Source organism: Vibrio sp. 2017_1457_13 (assembly GCF_030851525.1).
GTDB classification, from domain to species: Bacteria; Pseudomonadota; Gammaproteobacteria; order Enterobacterales; family Vibrionaceae; genus Vibrio; species Vibrio metschnikovii.
The window spans coordinates 15072-32353 of sequence record NZ_VHTA01000011.1 but is presented as its reverse complement, the minus strand read 5'-3'; the positions used below and the strand labels follow the sequence as shown (position 1 = coordinate 32353).

18 protein-coding genes are annotated in these 17282 nt (G+C 45.6%); 7 read left to right on the top strand and 11 right to left on the bottom strand.

Translation table 11 applies throughout. The features are described from left to right. Nucleotides 1–11 precede the first annotated feature (11 nt). From ubiB to rmuC, 4 genes are read right to left on the bottom strand one after another with little or no spacing between them, the layout of a single operon-like run. On the bottom strand, nucleotides 12–1643 hold the full coding sequence (gene ubiB, locus FKN88_RS15115; RefSeq protein WP_217542723.1) for a ubiquinone biosynthesis regulatory protein kinase UbiB: 1632 nt from the start codon (nucleotides 1641–1643) through the stop codon (nucleotides 12–14). Continuing rightward, nucleotides 1640–2245, bottom strand: a complete 606-nt coding sequence (locus FKN88_RS15110) for an SCP2 domain-containing protein (protein ID WP_306687633.1) — start codon at nucleotides 2243–2245, stop codon at nucleotides 1640–1642. Before FKN88_RS15110 ends, ubiB begins: the two co-directional genes overlap by 4 nt. 8 nt (nucleotides 2246–2253) lie before the next feature. Beyond that, the gene (gene ubiE / locus FKN88_RS15105; RefSeq protein WP_154169764.1) at nucleotides 2254–3036 is read right to left on the bottom strand and encodes a bifunctional demethylmenaquinone methyltransferase/2-methoxy-6-polyprenyl-1,4-benzoquinol methylase UbiE; all 783 of its coding nucleotides are present in this window, start codon (nucleotides 3034–3036) and stop codon (nucleotides 2254–2256) included. Between the two features lie 48 nt (nucleotides 3037–3084). Next, nucleotides 3085–4617, bottom strand: coding sequence for a DNA recombination protein RmuC (gene rmuC, locus FKN88_RS15100; protein WP_306687632.1), 1533 nt, complete (start codon nucleotides 4615–4617; stop codon nucleotides 3085–3087). A gap of 181 nt (nucleotides 4618–4798) precedes the next feature. Between rmuC and FKN88_RS15095 the strand changes: the two genes are divergently transcribed. Next, nucleotides 4799–5707, top strand: coding sequence for a DMT family transporter (locus FKN88_RS15095; protein ID WP_161429597.1), 909 nt, complete (start codon nucleotides 4799–4801; stop codon nucleotides 5705–5707). Nucleotides 5708–5733: 26 nt separating this feature from the next. On the opposite strand, the gene FKN88_RS15090 is transcribed toward FKN88_RS15095, so the two are convergent. The 3 genes from FKN88_RS15090 to ftnA all read right to left on the bottom strand — a co-directional run bounded on the left by FKN88_RS15090 (nucleotide 5734) and on the right by ftnA (nucleotide 7951). Then, entirely contained in the window at nucleotides 5734–6921 is a 1188-nt protein-coding gene (locus tag FKN88_RS15090; RefSeq protein WP_306687631.1) for an NAD(P)/FAD-dependent oxidoreductase, read from the bottom strand. Between the two features lie 99 nt (nucleotides 6922–7020). Then, on the bottom strand, nucleotides 7021–7344 hold the full coding sequence (uspB, locus tag FKN88_RS15085; RefSeq protein WP_040903572.1) for a universal stress protein UspB: 324 nt from the start codon (nucleotides 7342–7344) through the stop codon (nucleotides 7021–7023). A 79-nt stretch (nucleotides 7345–7423) separates the two neighbouring features. Next, a complete protein-coding gene (gene ftnA, locus FKN88_RS15080) occupies nucleotides 7424–7951 on the bottom strand; it encodes a non-heme ferritin (protein WP_040903570.1) in 528 nt (175 codons plus the stop codon). 163 nt (nucleotides 7952–8114) lie between these two features. Here ftnA and uspA point away from each other — a divergent pair, with 163 nt between their 5' ends. Together uspA and FKN88_RS15070 are read left to right on the top strand one after the other, a co-directional pair. After that, nucleotides 8115–8540 carry a universal stress protein UspA gene (uspA, locus tag FKN88_RS15075; protein WP_154169758.1) on the top strand — a complete coding sequence of 142 codons (426 nt, stop codon included), beginning with the start codon at nucleotides 8115–8117 and terminating at the stop codon, nucleotides 8538–8540. 55 nt (nucleotides 8541–8595) lie between these two features. Continuing rightward, nucleotides 8596–9483 carry a carboxylate/amino acid/amine transporter gene (locus FKN88_RS15070; RefSeq protein WP_154169756.1) on the top strand — a complete coding sequence of 296 codons (888 nt, stop codon included), beginning with the start codon at nucleotides 8596–8598 and terminating at the stop codon, nucleotides 9481–9483. A gap of 73 nt (nucleotides 9484–9556) precedes the next feature. Here the strand turns inward: FKN88_RS15070 and FKN88_RS15065 are convergent, their stop codons facing one another. Further along, nucleotides 9557–9946 carry a hypothetical protein gene (locus FKN88_RS15065; RefSeq protein ID WP_154169755.1) on the bottom strand — a complete coding sequence of 130 codons (390 nt, stop codon included), beginning with the start codon at nucleotides 9944–9946 and terminating at the stop codon, nucleotides 9557–9559. Between the two features lie 90 nt (nucleotides 9947–10036). Further along, a complete protein-coding gene (locus FKN88_RS15060; protein ID WP_154169753.1) occupies nucleotides 10037–10828 on the bottom strand; it encodes a class I SAM-dependent methyltransferase in 792 nt (263 codons plus the stop codon). A 273-nt stretch (nucleotides 10829–11101) separates the two neighbouring features. On the opposite strand from FKN88_RS15060, the gene asnC reads away from it, so the two are divergent. Continuing rightward, nucleotides 11102–11566: a transcriptional regulator AsnC gene (gene asnC, locus FKN88_RS15055; protein ID WP_004393858.1), complete on the top strand. Its 465-nt coding sequence runs from the start codon at nucleotides 11102–11104 to the stop codon at nucleotides 11564–11566. Nucleotides 11567–11623: 57 nt separating this feature from the next. On the opposite strand, the gene FKN88_RS15050 is transcribed toward asnC, so the two are convergent. Then, nucleotides 11624–11905, bottom strand: coding sequence for a hypothetical protein (locus FKN88_RS15050; RefSeq protein ID WP_004393857.1), 282 nt, complete (start codon nucleotides 11903–11905; stop codon nucleotides 11624–11626). 144 nt (nucleotides 11906–12049) lie between these two features. Next, nucleotides 12050–13264: a multidrug effflux MFS transporter gene (locus FKN88_RS15045; protein WP_222434679.1), complete on the bottom strand. Its 1215-nt coding sequence runs from the start codon at nucleotides 13262–13264 to the stop codon at nucleotides 12050–12052. Nucleotides 13265–13363: 99 nt separating this feature from the next. Here FKN88_RS15045 and FKN88_RS15040 point away from each other — a divergent pair, with 99 nt between their 5' ends. The 3 genes from FKN88_RS15040 to betI all read left to right on the top strand — a co-directional run bounded on the left by FKN88_RS15040 (nucleotide 13364) and on the right by betI (nucleotide 17281). After that, complete coding sequence (locus FKN88_RS15040; RefSeq protein ID WP_154169749.1) at nucleotides 13364–14326, top strand: LysR substrate-binding domain-containing protein; 963 nt, start codon at nucleotides 13364–13366, stop codon at nucleotides 14324–14326. Nucleotides 14327–14484: 158 nt separating this feature from the next. Continuing rightward, nucleotides 14485–16272, top strand: coding sequence for an aminopeptidase P family protein (locus FKN88_RS15035; protein WP_306687630.1), 1788 nt, complete (start codon nucleotides 14485–14487; stop codon nucleotides 16270–16272). 406 nt (nucleotides 16273–16678) lie between these two features. Next, the gene (gene betI, locus FKN88_RS15030) at nucleotides 16679–17281 is read left to right on the top strand and encodes a transcriptional regulator BetI (protein WP_040903566.1); all 603 of its coding nucleotides are present in this window, start codon (nucleotides 16679–16681) and stop codon (nucleotides 17279–17281) included. Nucleotide 17282 lies beyond the last annotated feature (1 nt).

The following is a 17282-nucleotide window of genomic DNA, read 5'->3' as shown; positions in this document are numbered from 1 at the left end:
GTGAATCCAAGTTATCGACGATACACTCGCCAGCTTAACCACCAACTAATTGCACCCGCCATCACCGCTCCCATCGCTAATGAAGGGTAGTCGGTTAATAATAAAGCAGAGCATACGACTAAAGTGGCGCCAACACCAAATAAAAACTGCCCGGTCGATTGCTGCCGCTTCGATGTACAGTAGCCTTGATAAAACTGCTCCATACGCAGATTGAGGTTTTTCCCCTGTTTTAAGCTGTCATAGAGTAGCTCGGGTAATTCTGGGAGTTTCTCCGCCCAAAATGGCGCTTTCTCTTTGACCGCGTTAATCACCGCCTGAGGGCCAACCTGATTACGCATCCATTTTTCTAAAAAGGGTTTTGCGGTTTGCCACAAATCTAATTGCGGATAAAGCTGACGACCCAATCCCTCAACATACAATAACGTTTTTTGCAGTAATACCAGTTGGGGCTGTACTTCCATTTCAAACCGTCTGGCGGTATTAAACAAATTCAATAACACGTGACCAAACGATATTTCACACAAAGGCTTAGCAAAAATCGGCTCACAAACAATCCGAATCGCGACTTCAAACTCATCGATATTGGTATCGTAGGGCACCCATCCTGAGTCAACATGCAACTGCGCCACTTTACGGTAATCACGATTAAAAAATGCTAAAAAATTCTCTGCCAAATAACGCTTATCTTCAGCATTTAACGTGCCGACAATCCCGCAATCTAAACCAATCCATTGCGGATTTTCTGGATGTTCAGGATTAACAAATACGTTACCCGGATGCATATCTGCATGGAAAAAACTATCGCGAAATACTTGGGTAAAAAACACCGTCACTCCACGCTCGGCCAACAGTTTCATATTGGTGCCGTTGGCTTTTAACCCCGCCAAATCTGACACTTGAATACCATAAATGCGTTCAGAGACCATGACCGTTTTATTACTAAAATCGGTGATGATTTCTGGTACGTACAGTTCTTCGCTGTTTTCAAAATTACGACGCAGTTGGATTGCATTGGCGGCTTCTCGTCGTAGGTCCAGTTCATCGAGTAAGGTTTTTTCATACTCACGTACCACTTCAACCGGTTTTAAACGACGTGCTTCTGGCGTCATTTTGGCAATAATACGCGCTAAGCGGTACATCAGTTTTAGATCCGCATCAATAACGGGGCGAATATCGGGACGGATCACTTTCAAAACAATGTCGCGACCATTAGATTTGAGTTTCGCGGTATGCACTTGGGCAATGGACGCCGAAGCTAAAGGCTCAATATCAAACTCATCAAACCAAGTATCTAATGGCCCGCCGAGCGCTTGCTCCATATGTTGCTGCGCTAAAGCACCATCAAACGGAGCAACTTTGTCTTGCAACATCGCCAATTGATCAGCGATATGCGGTGGGAATAAATCTCGTCGAGTTGACATCATCTGACCAAATTTAATCCACACTGGACCAAGTTCTTGTAACGCAAGGCGCAGCCGTTCACCCAGAGGCTTATCGGAATGTTGATTACGAATCCAAAACAACATTTTACGTGCCAGTAATGGCGCTTTGCTTAGTTGGTGTTGTGGGATCAGCTCATCTAAACCATATTCAAGCTGAACTTTGATGATGCGATATAAACGCTTAACTTCTGCAGGAGTCATACTTTTCCCAGTAACTGATGCAATTTGGCTTCTAAACGAGCGGCATGACTTTTTACTTCATCCACTTGATCACAAAAATCAGCGATTTCTAATGGCGGAGGAGCAATACGCCACTCTTCGGTGAGGACTTGGGCGACATAATGTTGCTGTTTGACAAAGTGGCTGGTCACTTGCTGATGCACATCCTTAATGCCTTGCACTACAGTATGAGCGACCACATCGCCAGTAATACGTGATAACCACTCTTCAAGATCGGGCTTACAATCTGTCAATAATTGAGCAAATTTTTGTGCTAGCTGAATATCGCCTTGTAACACCAGTTTGTCTTGTTTAATCAGTTGCGTGATATTGGCCTGCTCACGCAACTCAGGCAAAATAGTCAATGATAACGACAAGTAGCAATCGGGCTGAGCTTCATAAGCACCAAGCACATCAATTTGCTGACTGAATACAAAAGTAAAGGTTTGATCGACCTCTTTAATATGCAGCTGTATCACTTGCCCTTTCAAACGAGTAAGTCGACGGTGCAGTTGTGGATCATCCTCAATTAAGGTATTGAGCGTGGTTTCCATCACCGCAGTGATCAAAGATTGAAACGGCATAAGCCCCCTTAGAATTTGTAACCACGGTGTAAAGCGACAATACCGCCAGTGAGGTTATAGTAAGTGGTTTGTTCAAAGCCTGCGCTCTCCATCATGCCTTTTAACGTCTCTTGATCAGGATGCATGCGAATCGATTCAGCCAGATAACGATAACTTTCTGCGTCATTAGCAATCAACTGGCCCATTTTCGGCAACAGATGAAACGAGTAGGCATCGTATATTTTGGAGAGTGGTTCAAGGACAGGTTTAGAGAATTCGAGCACGAGTAAACGACCACCCGGTTTTAATACTCGATACATCGAGCGTAGCGCTTGATCTTTATCGGTCACATTACGCAAACAAAAACTGATCGTGATGCAGTCAAAGTAATTATCGGGAAACGGCAATTCTTCGGCATTAGCTTGCACATAATGCACGTTACCGACAATGCCTCGATCGCGCAGCTTATCACGGCCCACATTGAGCATTGAATTATTAATGTCCGCTAAGATCACATGGCCTTTTTCACCGACAATACGCGAAAACTTGGCAGTTAAATCCCCCGTACCACCGCCGAGATCAAGAATTTTCTGTCCAGGACGCGCACCCGCACAATCAATCGTAAAACGCTTCCATAAGCGATGAATACCACCAGACATCATGTCATTCATGATGTCGTATTTGGCAGCGACAGAATGAAATACTTGCGCCACTTTGGTGACTTTTTCGTCTTTGGCGACGGTAGTAAAACCGAAATGGGTGGTTTCTTGATTGTCTATTGTTGTATTGGTTTGCACGCTGATATCCGTCATTGTTATTCCTCTTGGGCAGTCTTACACCTAAACTGCAACTGCGGACGATTAGTTTACTTTATCCTCAGTGGGATGTCTTTCTAGTAAAGGCGCAAAATCAGGATCCGATTCACGCTGCGCTTGTTCAACCAACTCACTCGCTATCGAACGTTTAATCTCCACCCCAAGCAGCTTAAAACTTTCCGCCTGACGTATCGCATTACCACGCCCTGTCGCCAGTTTATTCATCGCCGATTGATAGCTCTGATTAGCGCGATCCAGTGCACCGCCTAAACCTTGCATATCTTCTACGAACAAACGCAGCTTATCGTACAATTTACTGGCTCGTTCTGCGATCTCTTGCGCATTTTGATTTTGACGTTCATAACGCCAGAGGTTATCAATGGTACGTAGCGCTACTAATAAAGTGGTTGGGCTGACTAAAATAATATTTTGCTCAAGGGCATCTTTGACTAGGCTTGGATCGGCTTGAATCGCCACCTGAAAGGCCGGCTCGACCGGAATAAACATCAGCACATAATCTAAACTGTGTAGCCCTTTCAACTGGTGATAATCTTTTTGACTCAAGCCTTTCAGGTGATTACGCAGCGCCGATAAATGGTCGTGCAGAGCACGATCGCGTTCACTATCGGTCTCGGCATTAAAGTAGCGCTCGTAAGCCACCAGTGCCATTTTTGAATCAATCACCACTTGCTTATTGTGTGGTAAATGGACGATCACATCGGGTTGATAACGTTTCCCAGCGGAATTTTGTAGGCTGACTTGGGTGTGATATTCATGCCCTTCGCGCAAACCTGATTCTGCCAATACCCGAGCAAGCACCACTTCGCCCCAATTGCCCTGCTGCTTATTATCCCCTTTTAAGGCTTGGGTGAGGTTGAGCGCTTCTTTGGCCATTTGCTCATTCAATTGCTGCAAGTTACGCAGCTCATGTACTAAGGTATGCCGCTCTTTCGCTTCTTGGTTAAAACTGTCATTGACCTGTTTTTTAAACCCTTCGAGCTGCTCTTTCAGTGGATTAAGCAGCCCAGCTAAACTCTGTTGGTTTTGCGCATCAACTTTTGCAGTTTTGTGTTCAAATACCTGATTAGCAAGTTGCTCAAATTGCTGCTTTAAACGCTCTTCAGCTCGCTCAAGCAATTGCAGCTTATCTTGACTGGCCGCGAGTTGCTGCTCATGTCGGGCTTGCTGCTCATGGAGTTGCACTTCCAATTGAGTTTTGAGATCGCGCATCTGGTTCAATTGCTCAGCATAAACCAAACGCTCTTGTTTGATCGCTTCAAAATGGCGTAATTTTTCCATCACCGCCATCATCTTGCCATGCGCTTGTTTTAACTCAAATTCCGCTTTATCACGCTGCTGATCAAGCTCATCTAACTCTTGCTGAGCTTGTTGTAACGACTGCTCTAGCTGCGTTTTTTGTTGTTGATGCCAACGGGCTTCGCTCGCCAATTGCTGCTCTAGTAGTTGCAGTGAGAACTGCATTTTTTGTTTTACCCACCAGCCAGTGGTAATCGCGGCAACGCCAGCGGCAGAGAGCGCCGCCAGCCAAGTCGTCGCATGTTCCATGAACCATTGCATATCAAGCACTTCATCAATTATCACTTTAATTAAAAATGGTATGGTGATACTGGATAAATGTCCAGTTTACTGACTGGTTTTTCCACCGTAGATTAGCACTTTGCACAAAGTAACCACACAATGACGTGTCACAGTGCGGGCTGCCAATCAAGGTCGCTAACCATTAGCAAGGAGTAGAAGCATGAATGAGCGCCGAGCGCTTGGACTGGCGTTATCCGCCGTGTTACTTTGGTCAACGGTCGCGACCGCGTTCAAACTCACCTTAGCCGAGCTGACTCCAATTCAAATGCTGACCATGGCGAGCATCGTCTCGGCCTGTACCTTAGCCATCATTTGTGGCCTACAAGGTAAACTGGCACAGCTTATCCCGACCTTTATCGCCAATCCGTTTTACTATTGCTTGCTCGGTTTGATTAATCCGCTCGCCTATTATTTATTGCTCTTTAAAGCCTACGCTTTACTGCCCGCCTCTCAAGCACAAGCGATTAACTACAGTTGGGCAATTACACTCACCTTAATGGCGGCGCTATTTCTAGGCCAAACGATCCGCAAGCAAGATTGGCTCGCCTGCGCAGCAAGTTATTTTGGCGTATTGGTGATTGCCACTCAAGGCAACTTACTGGAATTACAATTTGAAAGCCCACTTGGCGTCACTCTGGCTTTATGCTCAACGTTATTATGGGCAGGATATTGGATTTTAAATACCAAGAACCAAGCGGATCCGGTGGTTGGCCTACTGCTCGGCTTTCTGGTTGCTATTCCCTGCGCGATGGGTTTAAGCCTTTATGAGGGAGCCTCATGGCTAACTATTTCATGGCAAGGCTGGCTGGCGGTGAGCTATGTGGGCTTATTTGAGATGGGAATTACCTTTGTGCTCTGGCTAAGCGCTTTGAAAAGTACTCAAAATACCGCGCGGATCAGTAATCTTATTTTTGCCTCGCCATTTATCTCTTTGATTTTATTGGCGACCATTATCGGTGAGCGCATTCATCCCACCACCATTATCGGTTTAGTGTTTATTATTAGCGGATTAGTGATTCAGCAAATGAAATTCTCAGCCCGCACTAAGCCAAGAAAAGCACGGCCATAAAACCCACCAGCGCAGCGGGTCAGGTATTACACCCATTGACCCGCAACATAGCCGCTCGACCAAGCCCATTGGAAATTATACCCACCAAGCCAGCCTGTCACGTCCATCACTTCACCGACAAAAAACAGACCGGGTACGGTTTTGCATTCCATGGTTTTAGAAGACAGCCAGTCGGTATCCACGCCACCTAAGGTCACTTCCGCCGTGCGATACCCTTCCGTGCCGTTAGGGACAATTTGCCACTCTTGCAACACTTGCGCCGTTTGTTTGAGTGCGCTGGGGGTTAACTGCTTCATCGGTTTATCGACCAATAAACCACGCTCAATGAGCACTTCAACCAAGCGCTTAGGCAATAAGCGCGACAAGGTCGTTTTTAACGTTTGATTAGGGTGCTGTTCACGAGCCTCGGCTAAGGCATGATCCACATCCACATTAGGCAATAAGTTAATGCTCAGAGTTTGGCCTGGCTGCCAATAAGAGGAAATTTGCAGCACCGCAGGCCCTGATAGGCCGCGATGAGTAAACAGCAAGGCTTCTTTAAAACTGGTGCCACAGCGGGCGTGGATCTCAACCGGCAGCGCAATTCCTGACAGCTCAGCCAAGGCCTCTTTATCGGCAACATGCAGAGTAAATGGCACCAAACCCGCACAGGTTGGCAATACAGGAATCGCAAACTGCTCCGCCACTTTATAACCAAACGGGGTTGCTCCTAATTTGGGCATCGACAACCCTCCAGTGGCAATCACCAGCGATTGACACTGCCAAGTACCATGTGAGGTTTGCAGTACAAAGCCGTCCGCGGTTTGACTAATGGTTTGGATATCAACTTGATAGCGCTGCTTCAGCGTTGGCTGATCGCACTCGGCCAGTAATAGGTTAACAATCTCTTTCGCTGAATCGACACAAAACAGCTGGCCATGTTCACGCTCTTCAAATTCAATCCCGTGTTTACTGACCAGTGAGATAAAATCCCAGTTGCTGTACTGGGATAACGCTGATTTTACGAAATGTGGATTACGGCACAAGTAGTTCGCTGCCGAGACATCGTAATTGGTAAAATTACATCGCCCGCCACCGGAAATTAAAATTTTCCGGCCCGGTTTTTTGGCGTGATCCATCACTAATACTTGACGACCACGCTGCGCCGCTTGCGCCGCACACATTAACCCTGCGGCACCAGCACCAATGACAATCACGTCTACTTGTTCACTCATCCACTACTCTCACGGGAATAAAAAAAGGATGTGCGACCAGCACATCCTTACTAGGGTGACTATTCTAACGATAAACGTCTGGCTTGCCAATCCATCCCCTTAGAGAACAAAAGCCGCCAATGAGGTCACCATAACTAAAGCGCAGCACAATACAAAGAGCTCTCTTACTCGGGAACATTTTCCGGTAAAGACGGGATCATGATGGTGGTGATACTCTTTGCTCTTCAGGTAATGATACAAACGAACTTGCTTGGTCACGTTACCTTGAGTGCTAAAGAATCCTCGTCCATCTACTTGTTGGTACAACAATGGATGAGCTTCACGCATGATATAAATGAGCGAACGTAACGCGGTTAAGTATCTAGCGATATTAATGCCCGTCACTATCATGAGCCCAAGTAAAATAGTATCTCCACTGATCATCTTTCCTCCCTACATCTCATGTAAGCATGCCCAGAAAAAAAGACGACCACTTGCGCTTCAGTTTTTCTTTTTGCTGAGGTTACTCAGCAGGGGCACCCATTACCGACGATGAGCTTGCTTTGGCTAATGCTGCTAGATCTTTATCGATAAAGAACAACGCTTTTCCATCTTCGCCGACCAGTTCTAGCTTGTCTAAAATCCCTTTAAACAACTTCTCTTCTTCATGTTGCTCCGCCACATACCACTGAAGGAAGTTAAACGTTGAGTAATCTTGTGCGGTAAACGCAACATGAGCCAGTTTGTTGATCTTTTGGGTAATCATCTGTTCGTGTTCATAAGTTTCACGAAACACTTCCCCTAAGCTGGCAAAATCATGTTTCGGTGCAGCAATCGCACCAAGGATTGGCATTGCGCCAGTTTCACTCACGTAAGTGAACAGACGCTGCATGTGCTGCATTTCTTCTACGGCATGAACCCGTAAAAATTCAGCAGCACCTTCAAATCCTTTGTCTTCACACCAAGCACTCATTTGTAAGTATAGATTGGATGAAAAAAATTCGAGATTAATTTGCTCATTCAAATGATCAATCATGGCAGGTGAAAGCATTGATGACTCCTAATGGTTTGGTCTATGACTCTGATCACTATACCATGATCCCGCTTTATTGCGCTTTTACCATTACGAGTGACGATAGATATGAGATCACTTTAGCAAAAATGTCTTGCTCAAAGTGCTAACCTAATCATGTCATCAGCAAGGAGAGAGCATAATGAGTTATCAACATATTTTGGTTGCGGTCGATCTGTCGGAAGACAGCAAACTCTTGATCGATAAAGCCATCGCACTGGCCAAGCCGCTGAATGCGGAGATCTCTTTTATTCATATCGATGTCAATTATGCTGAACTGTATACGGGATTGATTGATATTAACTTAGCGGAAACCCAGCACCACTCGATGGAAACAGCACAAAAACAGTTACAAGAATTGGCCACTTACGCCAATTACCCGATTAAGCACACCTTAGTCGGCAGTGGCGATTTGAGTAATGAGCTGTGTGATACCATTGGCGAGTTCAATATTGATCTCGTGGTGTGTGGCCATCATCAAGACTTCTGGAGTAAGATCCTTTCCTCCACTCGTCAGCTGATCAACTGCTCACCTGTGGACATGTTGGTAGTACCACTCAACGACTGACGAGCCTTAAAAACTCAGCTACACTGCAGACACGTTTTATCCATGATTACATCTTATGCTTTACTTATCTGCGGTGACCCTACTTTGGGCCTTCTCATTCAGCTTGATTGGCGTTTATCTTGCCGGTCAAGTTGATGCTTGGTTTTCCGTTTGGATGCGAGTGGCCCTTGCTAGTCTTGTTTTTTTACCTTTCTTAAAAATCAAACAGGTACCATGGCCTCTGATCGCTAAGTTAATGGCGATTGGTGGCATTCAGTTAGGTTTAATGTACTGCTTTTATTACCAGTCCTTTTTGTTACTTTCTGTCCCTGAAGTGCTGCTGTTTACCATCTTTACGCCGATTTATGTCACGCTCATTTATGACGGGTTGAAAGGACGCTTCTCTCCTTGGTATTTATTAACCGCCGCGATTGCCGTGATCGGTACAGCATTTATTCAATTCTCAGGGATCAATGAACATTTTTTAAGTGGCTTTTTAGTCGTGCAAGGGGCCAACCTCTGTTTTGCACTGGGCCAAGTTGGCTATAAATATGTCATGGAAAAAGAGCCCGTTCAGTTATCACAACATACGGTATTTGGTTATTTTTATCTCGGCGCGTTAGTGGTAGCGAGCGTGGCTTTCTTACTCTTAGGAAATACGGAGAAACTCCCCACCAACACATTGCAATGGAGTATCCTAATTTATCTTGGTCTTATCGCTTCAGGACTTGGCTATTTTGCTTGGAACAAAGGTGCTTGTCTGGTGAATGCGGGGGCATTAGCGATCATGAATAACGCGTTAGTGCCAGCAGGATTAGTGGTGAATATCGTGATTTGGAACCGAGAGGCGGATCTGTTGCGCTTATCGGTGGGCGGCGCGATTATTTTGCTGTCATTATGGGTAAACGAAACTTGGGTGAAACGTCGAGTCGCGACACAATATGCGGCCACTCTCAGCAAATAAACCGCAAAAAGCGCAGAACGAACCAGTCAGTCTGCGCTAATCAATACGGCGGGAAACCTGCCCGATAGAAGATTTAATGAACTTGAGCCAACTGAAGTACCGGATTAGCAGGATGAACCGGCAACTGAGCAAATTTTGCGTTTATGGCATGTTGTTTTTTGAGTAATTTACGCTGCTTTTTTAATACTTTGGCTAATTTTTTCTGATACTTCTTCTGCTTTTTCAGCGTTTTTTTATTCGGTGTTAAAACCGTATTTTCAACCTGACCGGATACCGACGCCGCTACGGTTTGACTCTGCTTAACCGTTTTTAGTAATGGCTGTGGCTTGCACAAAGCCCCTTTTTCAGCAGAGCTACGAGCGCACGAACCACAAACATAATTGGTTTGCGCCACTAAACGATGAATGTCTCCCAGTGAAGCACGAATATCATGACGATTTAATTTACATAGGCGCTTTACCATAAGAAACACAACTCCGACTAATAATGCTAATAATTCGCAGTTAGATATACCGCGAACCATTGACGAAGGCAAGGCGATTTTTTCTCCAATCTACCGATTATTTGCTTGCATGGCGGCAAGTACATAAACATCAAAGCGATTTTTTTTGGTTTCAATCGCCATACTCGGTTTTTGTTCCGCTAACCAAGGAGCGTAATCCGGCCGTTTGACCACTACCCGCTGACTGGCTAATTGCAATGCGGGAGCCAGTAGCCCATCAGCATCATGATCCGCGCCAACCAGAGATTGAAAAACTCGCATCTCTTTTTTAACGAGTGCGGTTTTTTTCTTATGTTCTGGATGTGGATACATAGGATCGAGATACACCACATCCGGTTGCTTAAACTGACTGTCGAGAGCTAAATGCTGCAAAGCCGCATGACTCGATGCATGGAGCAGCGTTACCCGCTGACTGACCCACGGACCAATTTCATGGTCTTGTTTGGCGCGGGCTAACCCATCGTCAAGCAAAGCCGCCACCACAGGATGACGCTCGACCATTTGTACTCGACAACCTAATGAAGCGAGAACGAACGCATCTCGACCTAAGCCAGCGGTTGCATCTAATACCGTCGGGACCATACCTTTATTTAACCCAACCGCTTTGGCTATCGACTGCCCTTTACCGCCACCAAACTTGCGTCGATGAGCGACAGCACCGGTTACCCAATCGACGTAGATCGCGCCCAACTTTGGCTCATCCGTTTTACGTAGCTCTAAACGCTGCTCAGTCAACACCAAGGCAAAGACACTTTCGTTACTATGGGTCAGTTGCCAGCGCTGCGCCAGTTGCTCAAGCTCTGACGAGCGCTGTGGGGCTTCACATATCAGTTGTAGCTGCAAAGGGTCACTCCAGAGAGAAAAAACAGCGCTCAGTGTAGCGAATTTTCAACGGAACCGCGATATTTTCACAAGTCCGCTCGTTCCGCTTAAAGCGTTGAATCAAACCACAGTTGGCAGCAACGGTAAATAATGCTATATCCAACAGAGTTGATGCTGTAGGCCAACCTATTTAGCTCATAAAATAAGTCGGATAATCATAGCGCTACCGCTTCAACCCAAAGGGTCTATCAACGGCAGATGGCCCATCGCCTAACGCTGAATTTAGGAATGGATATGCAAACCGCTTCAACAAAATTAGATGATTTAGATCGCGCCATTTTAAAAATTTTAATGGATGACGCACGCACCCCTTACGCTGAGATGGCCAAACAATTTTCGGTCAGTCCCGCCACGATTCATGTGCGAATCGAGAAAATGAAAGCGGCCGAGGTTATCCAAGGCACTGAAGTAGTAGTCAATACCAAAAAACTCGGTTACGACGTGTGTTGTTTCATTGGCATTAATCTTAATGCTGCTCGTGATTATCACTCTGCGCTGGCTAAGTTGAATGCGTTAGAAGAAGTGGTTGAAGCTTACTACACGACGGGCGCTTACAATATTTTTGTCAAATTAATGTGTAAATCGATTGAAGAGCTACAGTATGTATTGATCGATAAGCTACAAGCGATTGATGAAGTGCAATCGACCGAAACCTTAATCTCGTTACAAAACCCGATTAACCGCAACGTCAATCCCTAAAACGCAATCACCCCAACCTGAACGATTGGGGTGATTGATGATAAACGGTGCTGATGTTTATTTATTGAGGTAGTTCAACAGATCTTGCGCAGAAATGCCTTGCTCAGAAAGTTGCTTGGCCAGCAATTCCACTTGCTCTCCCTTGCGAGCCTCAATGACCTGTTCAAATTGATAAACCAAGTCACGCAATACAGGAACCGGTACTTGCTTAGCTGCACTACGAATACGTTCACTACTTTGGTTACCCAGTTCATTGAGCAACTTGCCAAACATCACTTTTTCCGGTGATTCATCCAGCTGTTCCCAAATGCGAGCCATTTCATAAGTGGTCATTGACATCGTATCGTATTCCAAAAATATCGTTCAAAAGTAAGAGTGAACAATATACACATCTTCCACCCTTTAGAAAATAGCTAACCCGTCTATTTTCAGGCCAAACATGGCATGTTCTGAGCGCCTATCTTTTAGCGTACCCGATAACTATTAAGAATTGAGCGCCCATTGATGCCAACGACGACCAACTTTTGAAAACAAAATGATCAGTGCTGGAGCCACCAACCACATATGCAAAGCTATCAAGATTTGTGGTTCAAAACTTAAACGCTGTAGTGTACCAACCAGTAAACCTGAACCACTCATTTGGAATAATCCTAATAAAGCGGCTGCGGTACCCGCTCGGTCACCAAACGGAGCTAACGCTTTGCCTGCTGCTGCACCGAGAATCCATGCAAAGCCTATTGATGAAATAAAGATTGGCAACATAAATGCTAATGCAGTGGCAACCTCAGCTAACATCACCATCACGCTACCACCCACCAGCAGGGCGATAATTCCCAACACTAACGTGCGATGCGTACCAACCCGATCCATCACTTTCGGAGCCGACAAACAAGCGATAATATTCACTAACGCGTTAATTCCAAACCAAAAAGTAAACTGGTTCATACTCAGGCCTAAACGATCCATCAGTATTAAAGGCGCAGAAACGACATAAGCAAGGATCACAGCCATCGCTAACATACATAACGACGCATGAAACAAAAACGAAGGGGTTTTTAATACTGACCAGTAACGAGACCAAGCAAAGTAAGCTTGCTTTTCAGTCGTGGGGTTGGTTTCTTTCATACTAAACAGGATCAGCAACCCAATCGTCATCGCAAAACCCGCCATGAAACTAAAATTAGCGCGCCAGCCGAATTGCTGGGTTAACCAACTGCCCAAAATAGGCGCCAGTGCCGGAATAAAACAGATCGCACCATTTAAGTAGCTGATCATTTTTCCACTGCGTTCTGGGCCAAAAAGATCGCGAACTGTTGCAAAGGCTGCTACCGATGTCGCGCACGCACCTAAGCCTTGTAACAACCGAGCAATCAGCATCCATTCAATACTTTGTGCACTCCACGCCAATAAAGCGCTCAAGGCATAAATGCTTATTCCAACTAATGCAACAGTTCGACGTCCATATTTATCTGCGAGGGGGCCAGCGAACAGTTGTCCGACGCCCATCGCAAATAAAAACCAAGTGATCGTATCTTGTGCTAATGCATGTTCCACGTGAAACGTTTGGGCAATTTTCGGTAAAGCAGGTAAATAAATATCAATCGCCAAAGGGCTAAACAGCACTAACAGTGTCAGTAGCACCATTTGCAAGCGACTTGGTGTCGGTAAAGCAGTCACGTTCACGGAAGTATTCCACATCAATAAGAGTATAAATCAAGAGGTACTTATCATAACGGCAAACAGATATGAATAGAAATGGCGTATAATCATCACCATTATTCCAAAATGGAAAAACAGATGAAGATTGAAAGCTTAGCGCGCCTCGACCTCAATTTATTGGTTTGTTTAAAAGTATTGATCGAAGAGCTCAGCGTGACCCGTACTGCAAGTCGACTCTGTCTTAGTCAATCGGCAGTCAGTAAATCACTGGCCAAATTGCGTATTCAATTTGATGATCCGCTGTTTATTCGTCACTCATATGGATTAAAACCCACACCTAAAGCCTTATTTCTTAAACCTAAATTGGATATTTTGGTCAATCAGTTAGAGTTAATTAACCAGCCGGAAGTGTTTGATCCCCAATCGAGTGAATATCGCTTTCACATTGCGGCGGTAGAAAGTGTGTACTCGCTAATTCTGCCCCACTTCTTACCGGCTATTTTTAGTCAGGGACCGAAACTGAATATCAGTACTCATGCGTGGAGCGATCAAACCTTCAAAAAATTACAACTCGGCGAATTAGATTTAGGGATCACAGGCAAAGACATTGATATTAATGATGCACGCCTAACCATGCTGCCTCCGAAAGACATTTGTGAGCAGGAAGTTTTTCGCGATACCCAGATGTGTGCCGTTCGCCAAGATCATCCGGTATTGCAACGTACATGGAATTTGGATAGTTACCTCTCTTTACGCCACGTTCAAGTGCGTTGTGATGGCAACGATCGTTGGTTACTCGACTATCGACTCGCTGATGTCGGCTTAGAACGAGACATTGCTATCACAGTACCCGATTTTAATAGTGCTGCTAGCTTATGCACTTATACTGACTTTGTGTTTACCGCCCCGCGACACTTTACTTACATGATTGCTCGGCAGATGAATCTGGTGGTCCTCCCCATCCCATTAGAATTTCCACCGATGGCTTACACACTCTTTTGGCACCGTGATCGAGAAGACGACCCTGCGCTCAGTTGGTTACGACAAATTATCGACAGCAAAACGACCCATCTTCGCCAACACGGCTATGGTGCTGAATAGCGAGCGGAGATAAGCTCAGAAAGCGAACCAATTAAGGCTTACCTAATGAGCGAAATCAGACAGATTTGCACCCCTATAGCAAAAGAGGTAGCTTATATTATCTCTGGCTTTCACTCGCCATGAGCCTTTATCAAGGACCGTTAACAAGGATTACCCTCATGTCACACCCCATTGCTCAACGTATTACTGAACTGCGCCATTGGCTGATTCAACAAGGCTTAGATGCCCTGATTGTCCCTCACGAAGATGAGTATCTCGGTGAATACGTACCGATTCAAAACGAACGCTTAGAGTGGGTTACTGGCTTTACTGGCTCGGCCGGTGCCGCCGTGATCACACACGATAATGCCGCTATCTTCGCCGATGGCCGCTATACAGTGCAGGTACCTAAGCAAGTACCTGGCGACATTTTTCAATATCGCCATTTAATTGAAGAGCCTTATTTGCAATGGATCACCGAACAGCTCCCTAAAGGCAGTAAAATCGGTTATGACCCAAGAATGCATCGAGCAAGCTGGTTAACCAGCGCTCAACAACGGTTAGCTGGTGAATACTCACTGGTGGCGATAACCGAAAACCCGATTGACCGATTATGGCAAGACCGCCCTGCGCCAGTGACCTCGGCCATGCGCTTAATGGCGGTGGACCAAGTAGGGATAGATTGCCAGACAAAGCGCGAAACCATTGCTAATCTATTACAGGCTAAAAAAGCCGACTGCGCGATACTCACTGAGCTGGATTCTATTTGCTGGCTATTAAATATTCGTGGACTCGATGTGGCTCGCCTGCCGGTTTTGCTATCACACGCGATCATTCATGCTGATGCGAGCGTTGATTTTTTCTTCGACCCAGCACGTTTAGCGAGCGGCTTTAATCAACACGTCGGCGCAGGCGTACGTGTCCATCATCCGGACCACTTACCATCCAGATTAGAACAACTTACTGGCCGCACAGTGATGCTCGACCCAGCGACCAGCAATGCGTGGTTTACGCTGGTATTACAAAATGCTGGCGCCAAGCTGATCAATGATAGCGATCCATGCTTACTGCCCAAAGCGGCCAAAAACCCAACGGAAGTGGCAGGAATGAAAGCCTGTCATATCCGTGATGGGGTGGCGATGAGTAAATTTCTCGCTTGGCTAGACCATGAGGTCGCCGCTGGTCGTCTCTACAATGAAGCCCAGTTAGCCGACCAACTTTACGCTTTCCGCGCTCAAGACCCAACACTGGCCGATCTTAGCTTTGATACGATTTCTGCCGCTGGCAGTAATGCGGCAATGTGTCACTATAATCACCTCAATCAGCCGCAGCCCGGTGAGCTTAGTTTAAATAGTTTGTACTTAGTTGATTCAGGCGGTCAATATCTCGACGGTACTACCGATATCACGCGTACCATTGCGATTGGTCAGCCAAGCGCAGAGATGAAACACCAGTTTACGCTCGTGCTTAAAGGGCATATCGCCTTAGCTCAAGCTCGCTTTCCAGCTGGGACTTGCGGCCATCAATTGGATGCGCTTGCTCGCCAATATTTATGGGCCGAAGGCTACGATTACGATCACGGTACAGGCCATGGTGTCGGACACTTTTTAAGTGTCCATGAAGGGCCACAACGGATCAGCAAAGTCCATAACCCCGTCGCTTTACGTCCTGGTATGGTGCTGTCTAACGAGCCTGGTTATTACCGAGCTGACGAGTTTGGCATTCGGATTGAAAATCTTGAGTTAGTGGTTGAGATCCCAATCCAAGGGGATAAAAACATGCTTGGCTTTGAAGCGCTGACTCGTTGCCCAATCGATACCAGAGTGATTGATTTTAGCCTATTAGCCGCGCATGAGATTGCTTGGCTTAATGACTACCACCAGAAGGTGTGGCGCGACATTAGCCCACTGGTCGAGGGCGAGGTGAAACTCTGGTTAGAAAAAGCCACTCAGCCAATCACTCTATAAGCGGATAAATCCGAGTGTAAACCAGTCTGAAAGCTGAAACCAACCACTCTGGTTACACCAATTTGCTTCGTGTTCTATTCTCTCGGCTAAGCTTTCATTTTAATCCCTTAACCTCTTGGTTAAGGGATTTTTTATACTCAACTCATCTCTTATCTATCGCCAAACAACGTGGAGTGCAGCTTCAAGTAGGATGGATATAAACACTTCAATAGACTAAAACACCTCTAATTATTAATAAAAATTCAACAATCAAAAAAATAAAATAACTATCTGATTTAAAGGTAAAAATAAAACCAACACTTACCAAATCCTCATGCAAAACAAAAATAATAGTTTGAGATCTAACGATTATTTGAGTAAAGTTATTGTTAACTAATCGTTCAATTAAAGATAACAGGGAGTGTTAATGCCTAAGATTGGAATGCCTGACATACGAAAGCCACAACTCGTACAGGCCACCATGACGGTGATTGAACAAGTTGGATTACACGCTGCTAGCATTGCCTTGATCAGCCGCCAAGCTGGGGTATCAACCGGGATCATTAATCATTATTTTGGTGGTAAGCACGGCTTATTAGAAGAAACCATGCGCGTTATCCTTCGTGAGCACTCACTCACCGTGACGAATGCGTTAAGCAAACTCAAAAAGGACGCTCATCAAGCGCGAATTAATGCCATCGTGCAAGCCAATTTCGCCGGCTTTCAAACCCAAAGTCACGTCGTCAAAACTTGGTTAGCCTTCTGGTCATATTCGATGCATGACCCACAACTCAACCGTTTACAACGGGTGAATGAAAAACGGCTAATTTCTCATTTACACATTGAACTCAAAGCATTACTCCCCAAAGCTCATGCCCAACGAGTTGCGCAGGGCATCGCCGCTCTAATCGATGGTTTCTGGCTACGTGGTGCGCTTAATCCCAACGGGATTAATGCCGACCAAGCGCAGCACTTAATTAACGATTACTTACAACAACAACTCGCTCAACATGCAGCACTTACTCAATAGG

Coding starts and splice junctions, on each gene's coding strand:
- ubiE (WP_154169764.1), bottom strand. CDS start 3,036: ATGACGGATATCAGCGTGCAAACCAATACAACAATAGACAATCAAGAA.
- uspB (WP_040903572.1), bottom strand. CDS start 7,344: ATGATCAGTGGAGATACTATTTTACTTGGGCTCATGATAGTGACGGGC.
- FKN88_RS15035 (WP_306687630.1), top strand. CDS start 14,485: ATGTCACACCCCATTGCTCAACGTATTACTGAACTGCGCCATTGGCTG.
- betI (WP_040903566.1), top strand. CDS start 16,679: ATGCCTAAGATTGGAATGCCTGACATACGAAAGCCACAACTCGTACAG.
- asnC (WP_004393858.1), top strand. CDS start 11,102: ATGCAAACCGCTTCAACAAAATTAGATGATTTAGATCGCGCCATTTTA.
- FKN88_RS15095 (WP_161429597.1), top strand. CDS start 4,799: ATGAATGAGCGCCGAGCGCTTGGACTGGCGTTATCCGCCGTGTTACTT.
- ubiB (WP_217542723.1), bottom strand. CDS start 1,643: ATGACTCCTGCAGAAGTTAAGCGTTTATATCGCATCATCAAAGTTCAG.
- FKN88_RS15065 (WP_154169755.1), bottom strand. CDS start 9,946: ATGGTAAAGCGCCTATGTAAATTAAATCGTCATGATATTCGTGCTTCA.
- uspA (WP_154169758.1), top strand. CDS start 8,115: ATGAGTTATCAACATATTTTGGTTGCGGTCGATCTGTCGGAAGACAGC.
- FKN88_RS15070 (WP_154169756.1), top strand. CDS start 8,596: ATGCTTTACTTATCTGCGGTGACCCTACTTTGGGCCTTCTCATTCAGC.
- FKN88_RS15045 (WP_222434679.1), bottom strand. CDS start 13,264: ATGTGGAATACTTCCGTGAACGTGACTGCTTTACCGACACCAAGTCGC.
- ftnA (WP_040903570.1), bottom strand. CDS start 7,951: ATGCTTTCACCTGCCATGATTGATCATTTGAATGAGCAAATTAATCTC.
- FKN88_RS15110 (WP_306687633.1), bottom strand. CDS start 2,245: ATGCCGTTTCAATCTTTGATCACTGCGGTGATGGAAACCACGCTCAAT.
- FKN88_RS15090 (WP_306687631.1), bottom strand. CDS start 6,921: ATGAGTGAACAAGTAGACGTGATTGTCATTGGTGCTGGTGCCGCAGGG.
- FKN88_RS15040 (WP_154169749.1), top strand. CDS start 13,364: ATGAAGATTGAAAGCTTAGCGCGCCTCGACCTCAATTTATTGGTTTGT.
- rmuC (WP_306687632.1), bottom strand. CDS start 4,617: ATGCAATGGTTCATGGAACATGCGACGACTTGGCTGGCGGCGCTCTCT.
- FKN88_RS15050 (WP_004393857.1), bottom strand. CDS start 11,905: ATGTCAATGACCACTTATGAAATGGCTCGCATTTGGGAACAGCTGGAT.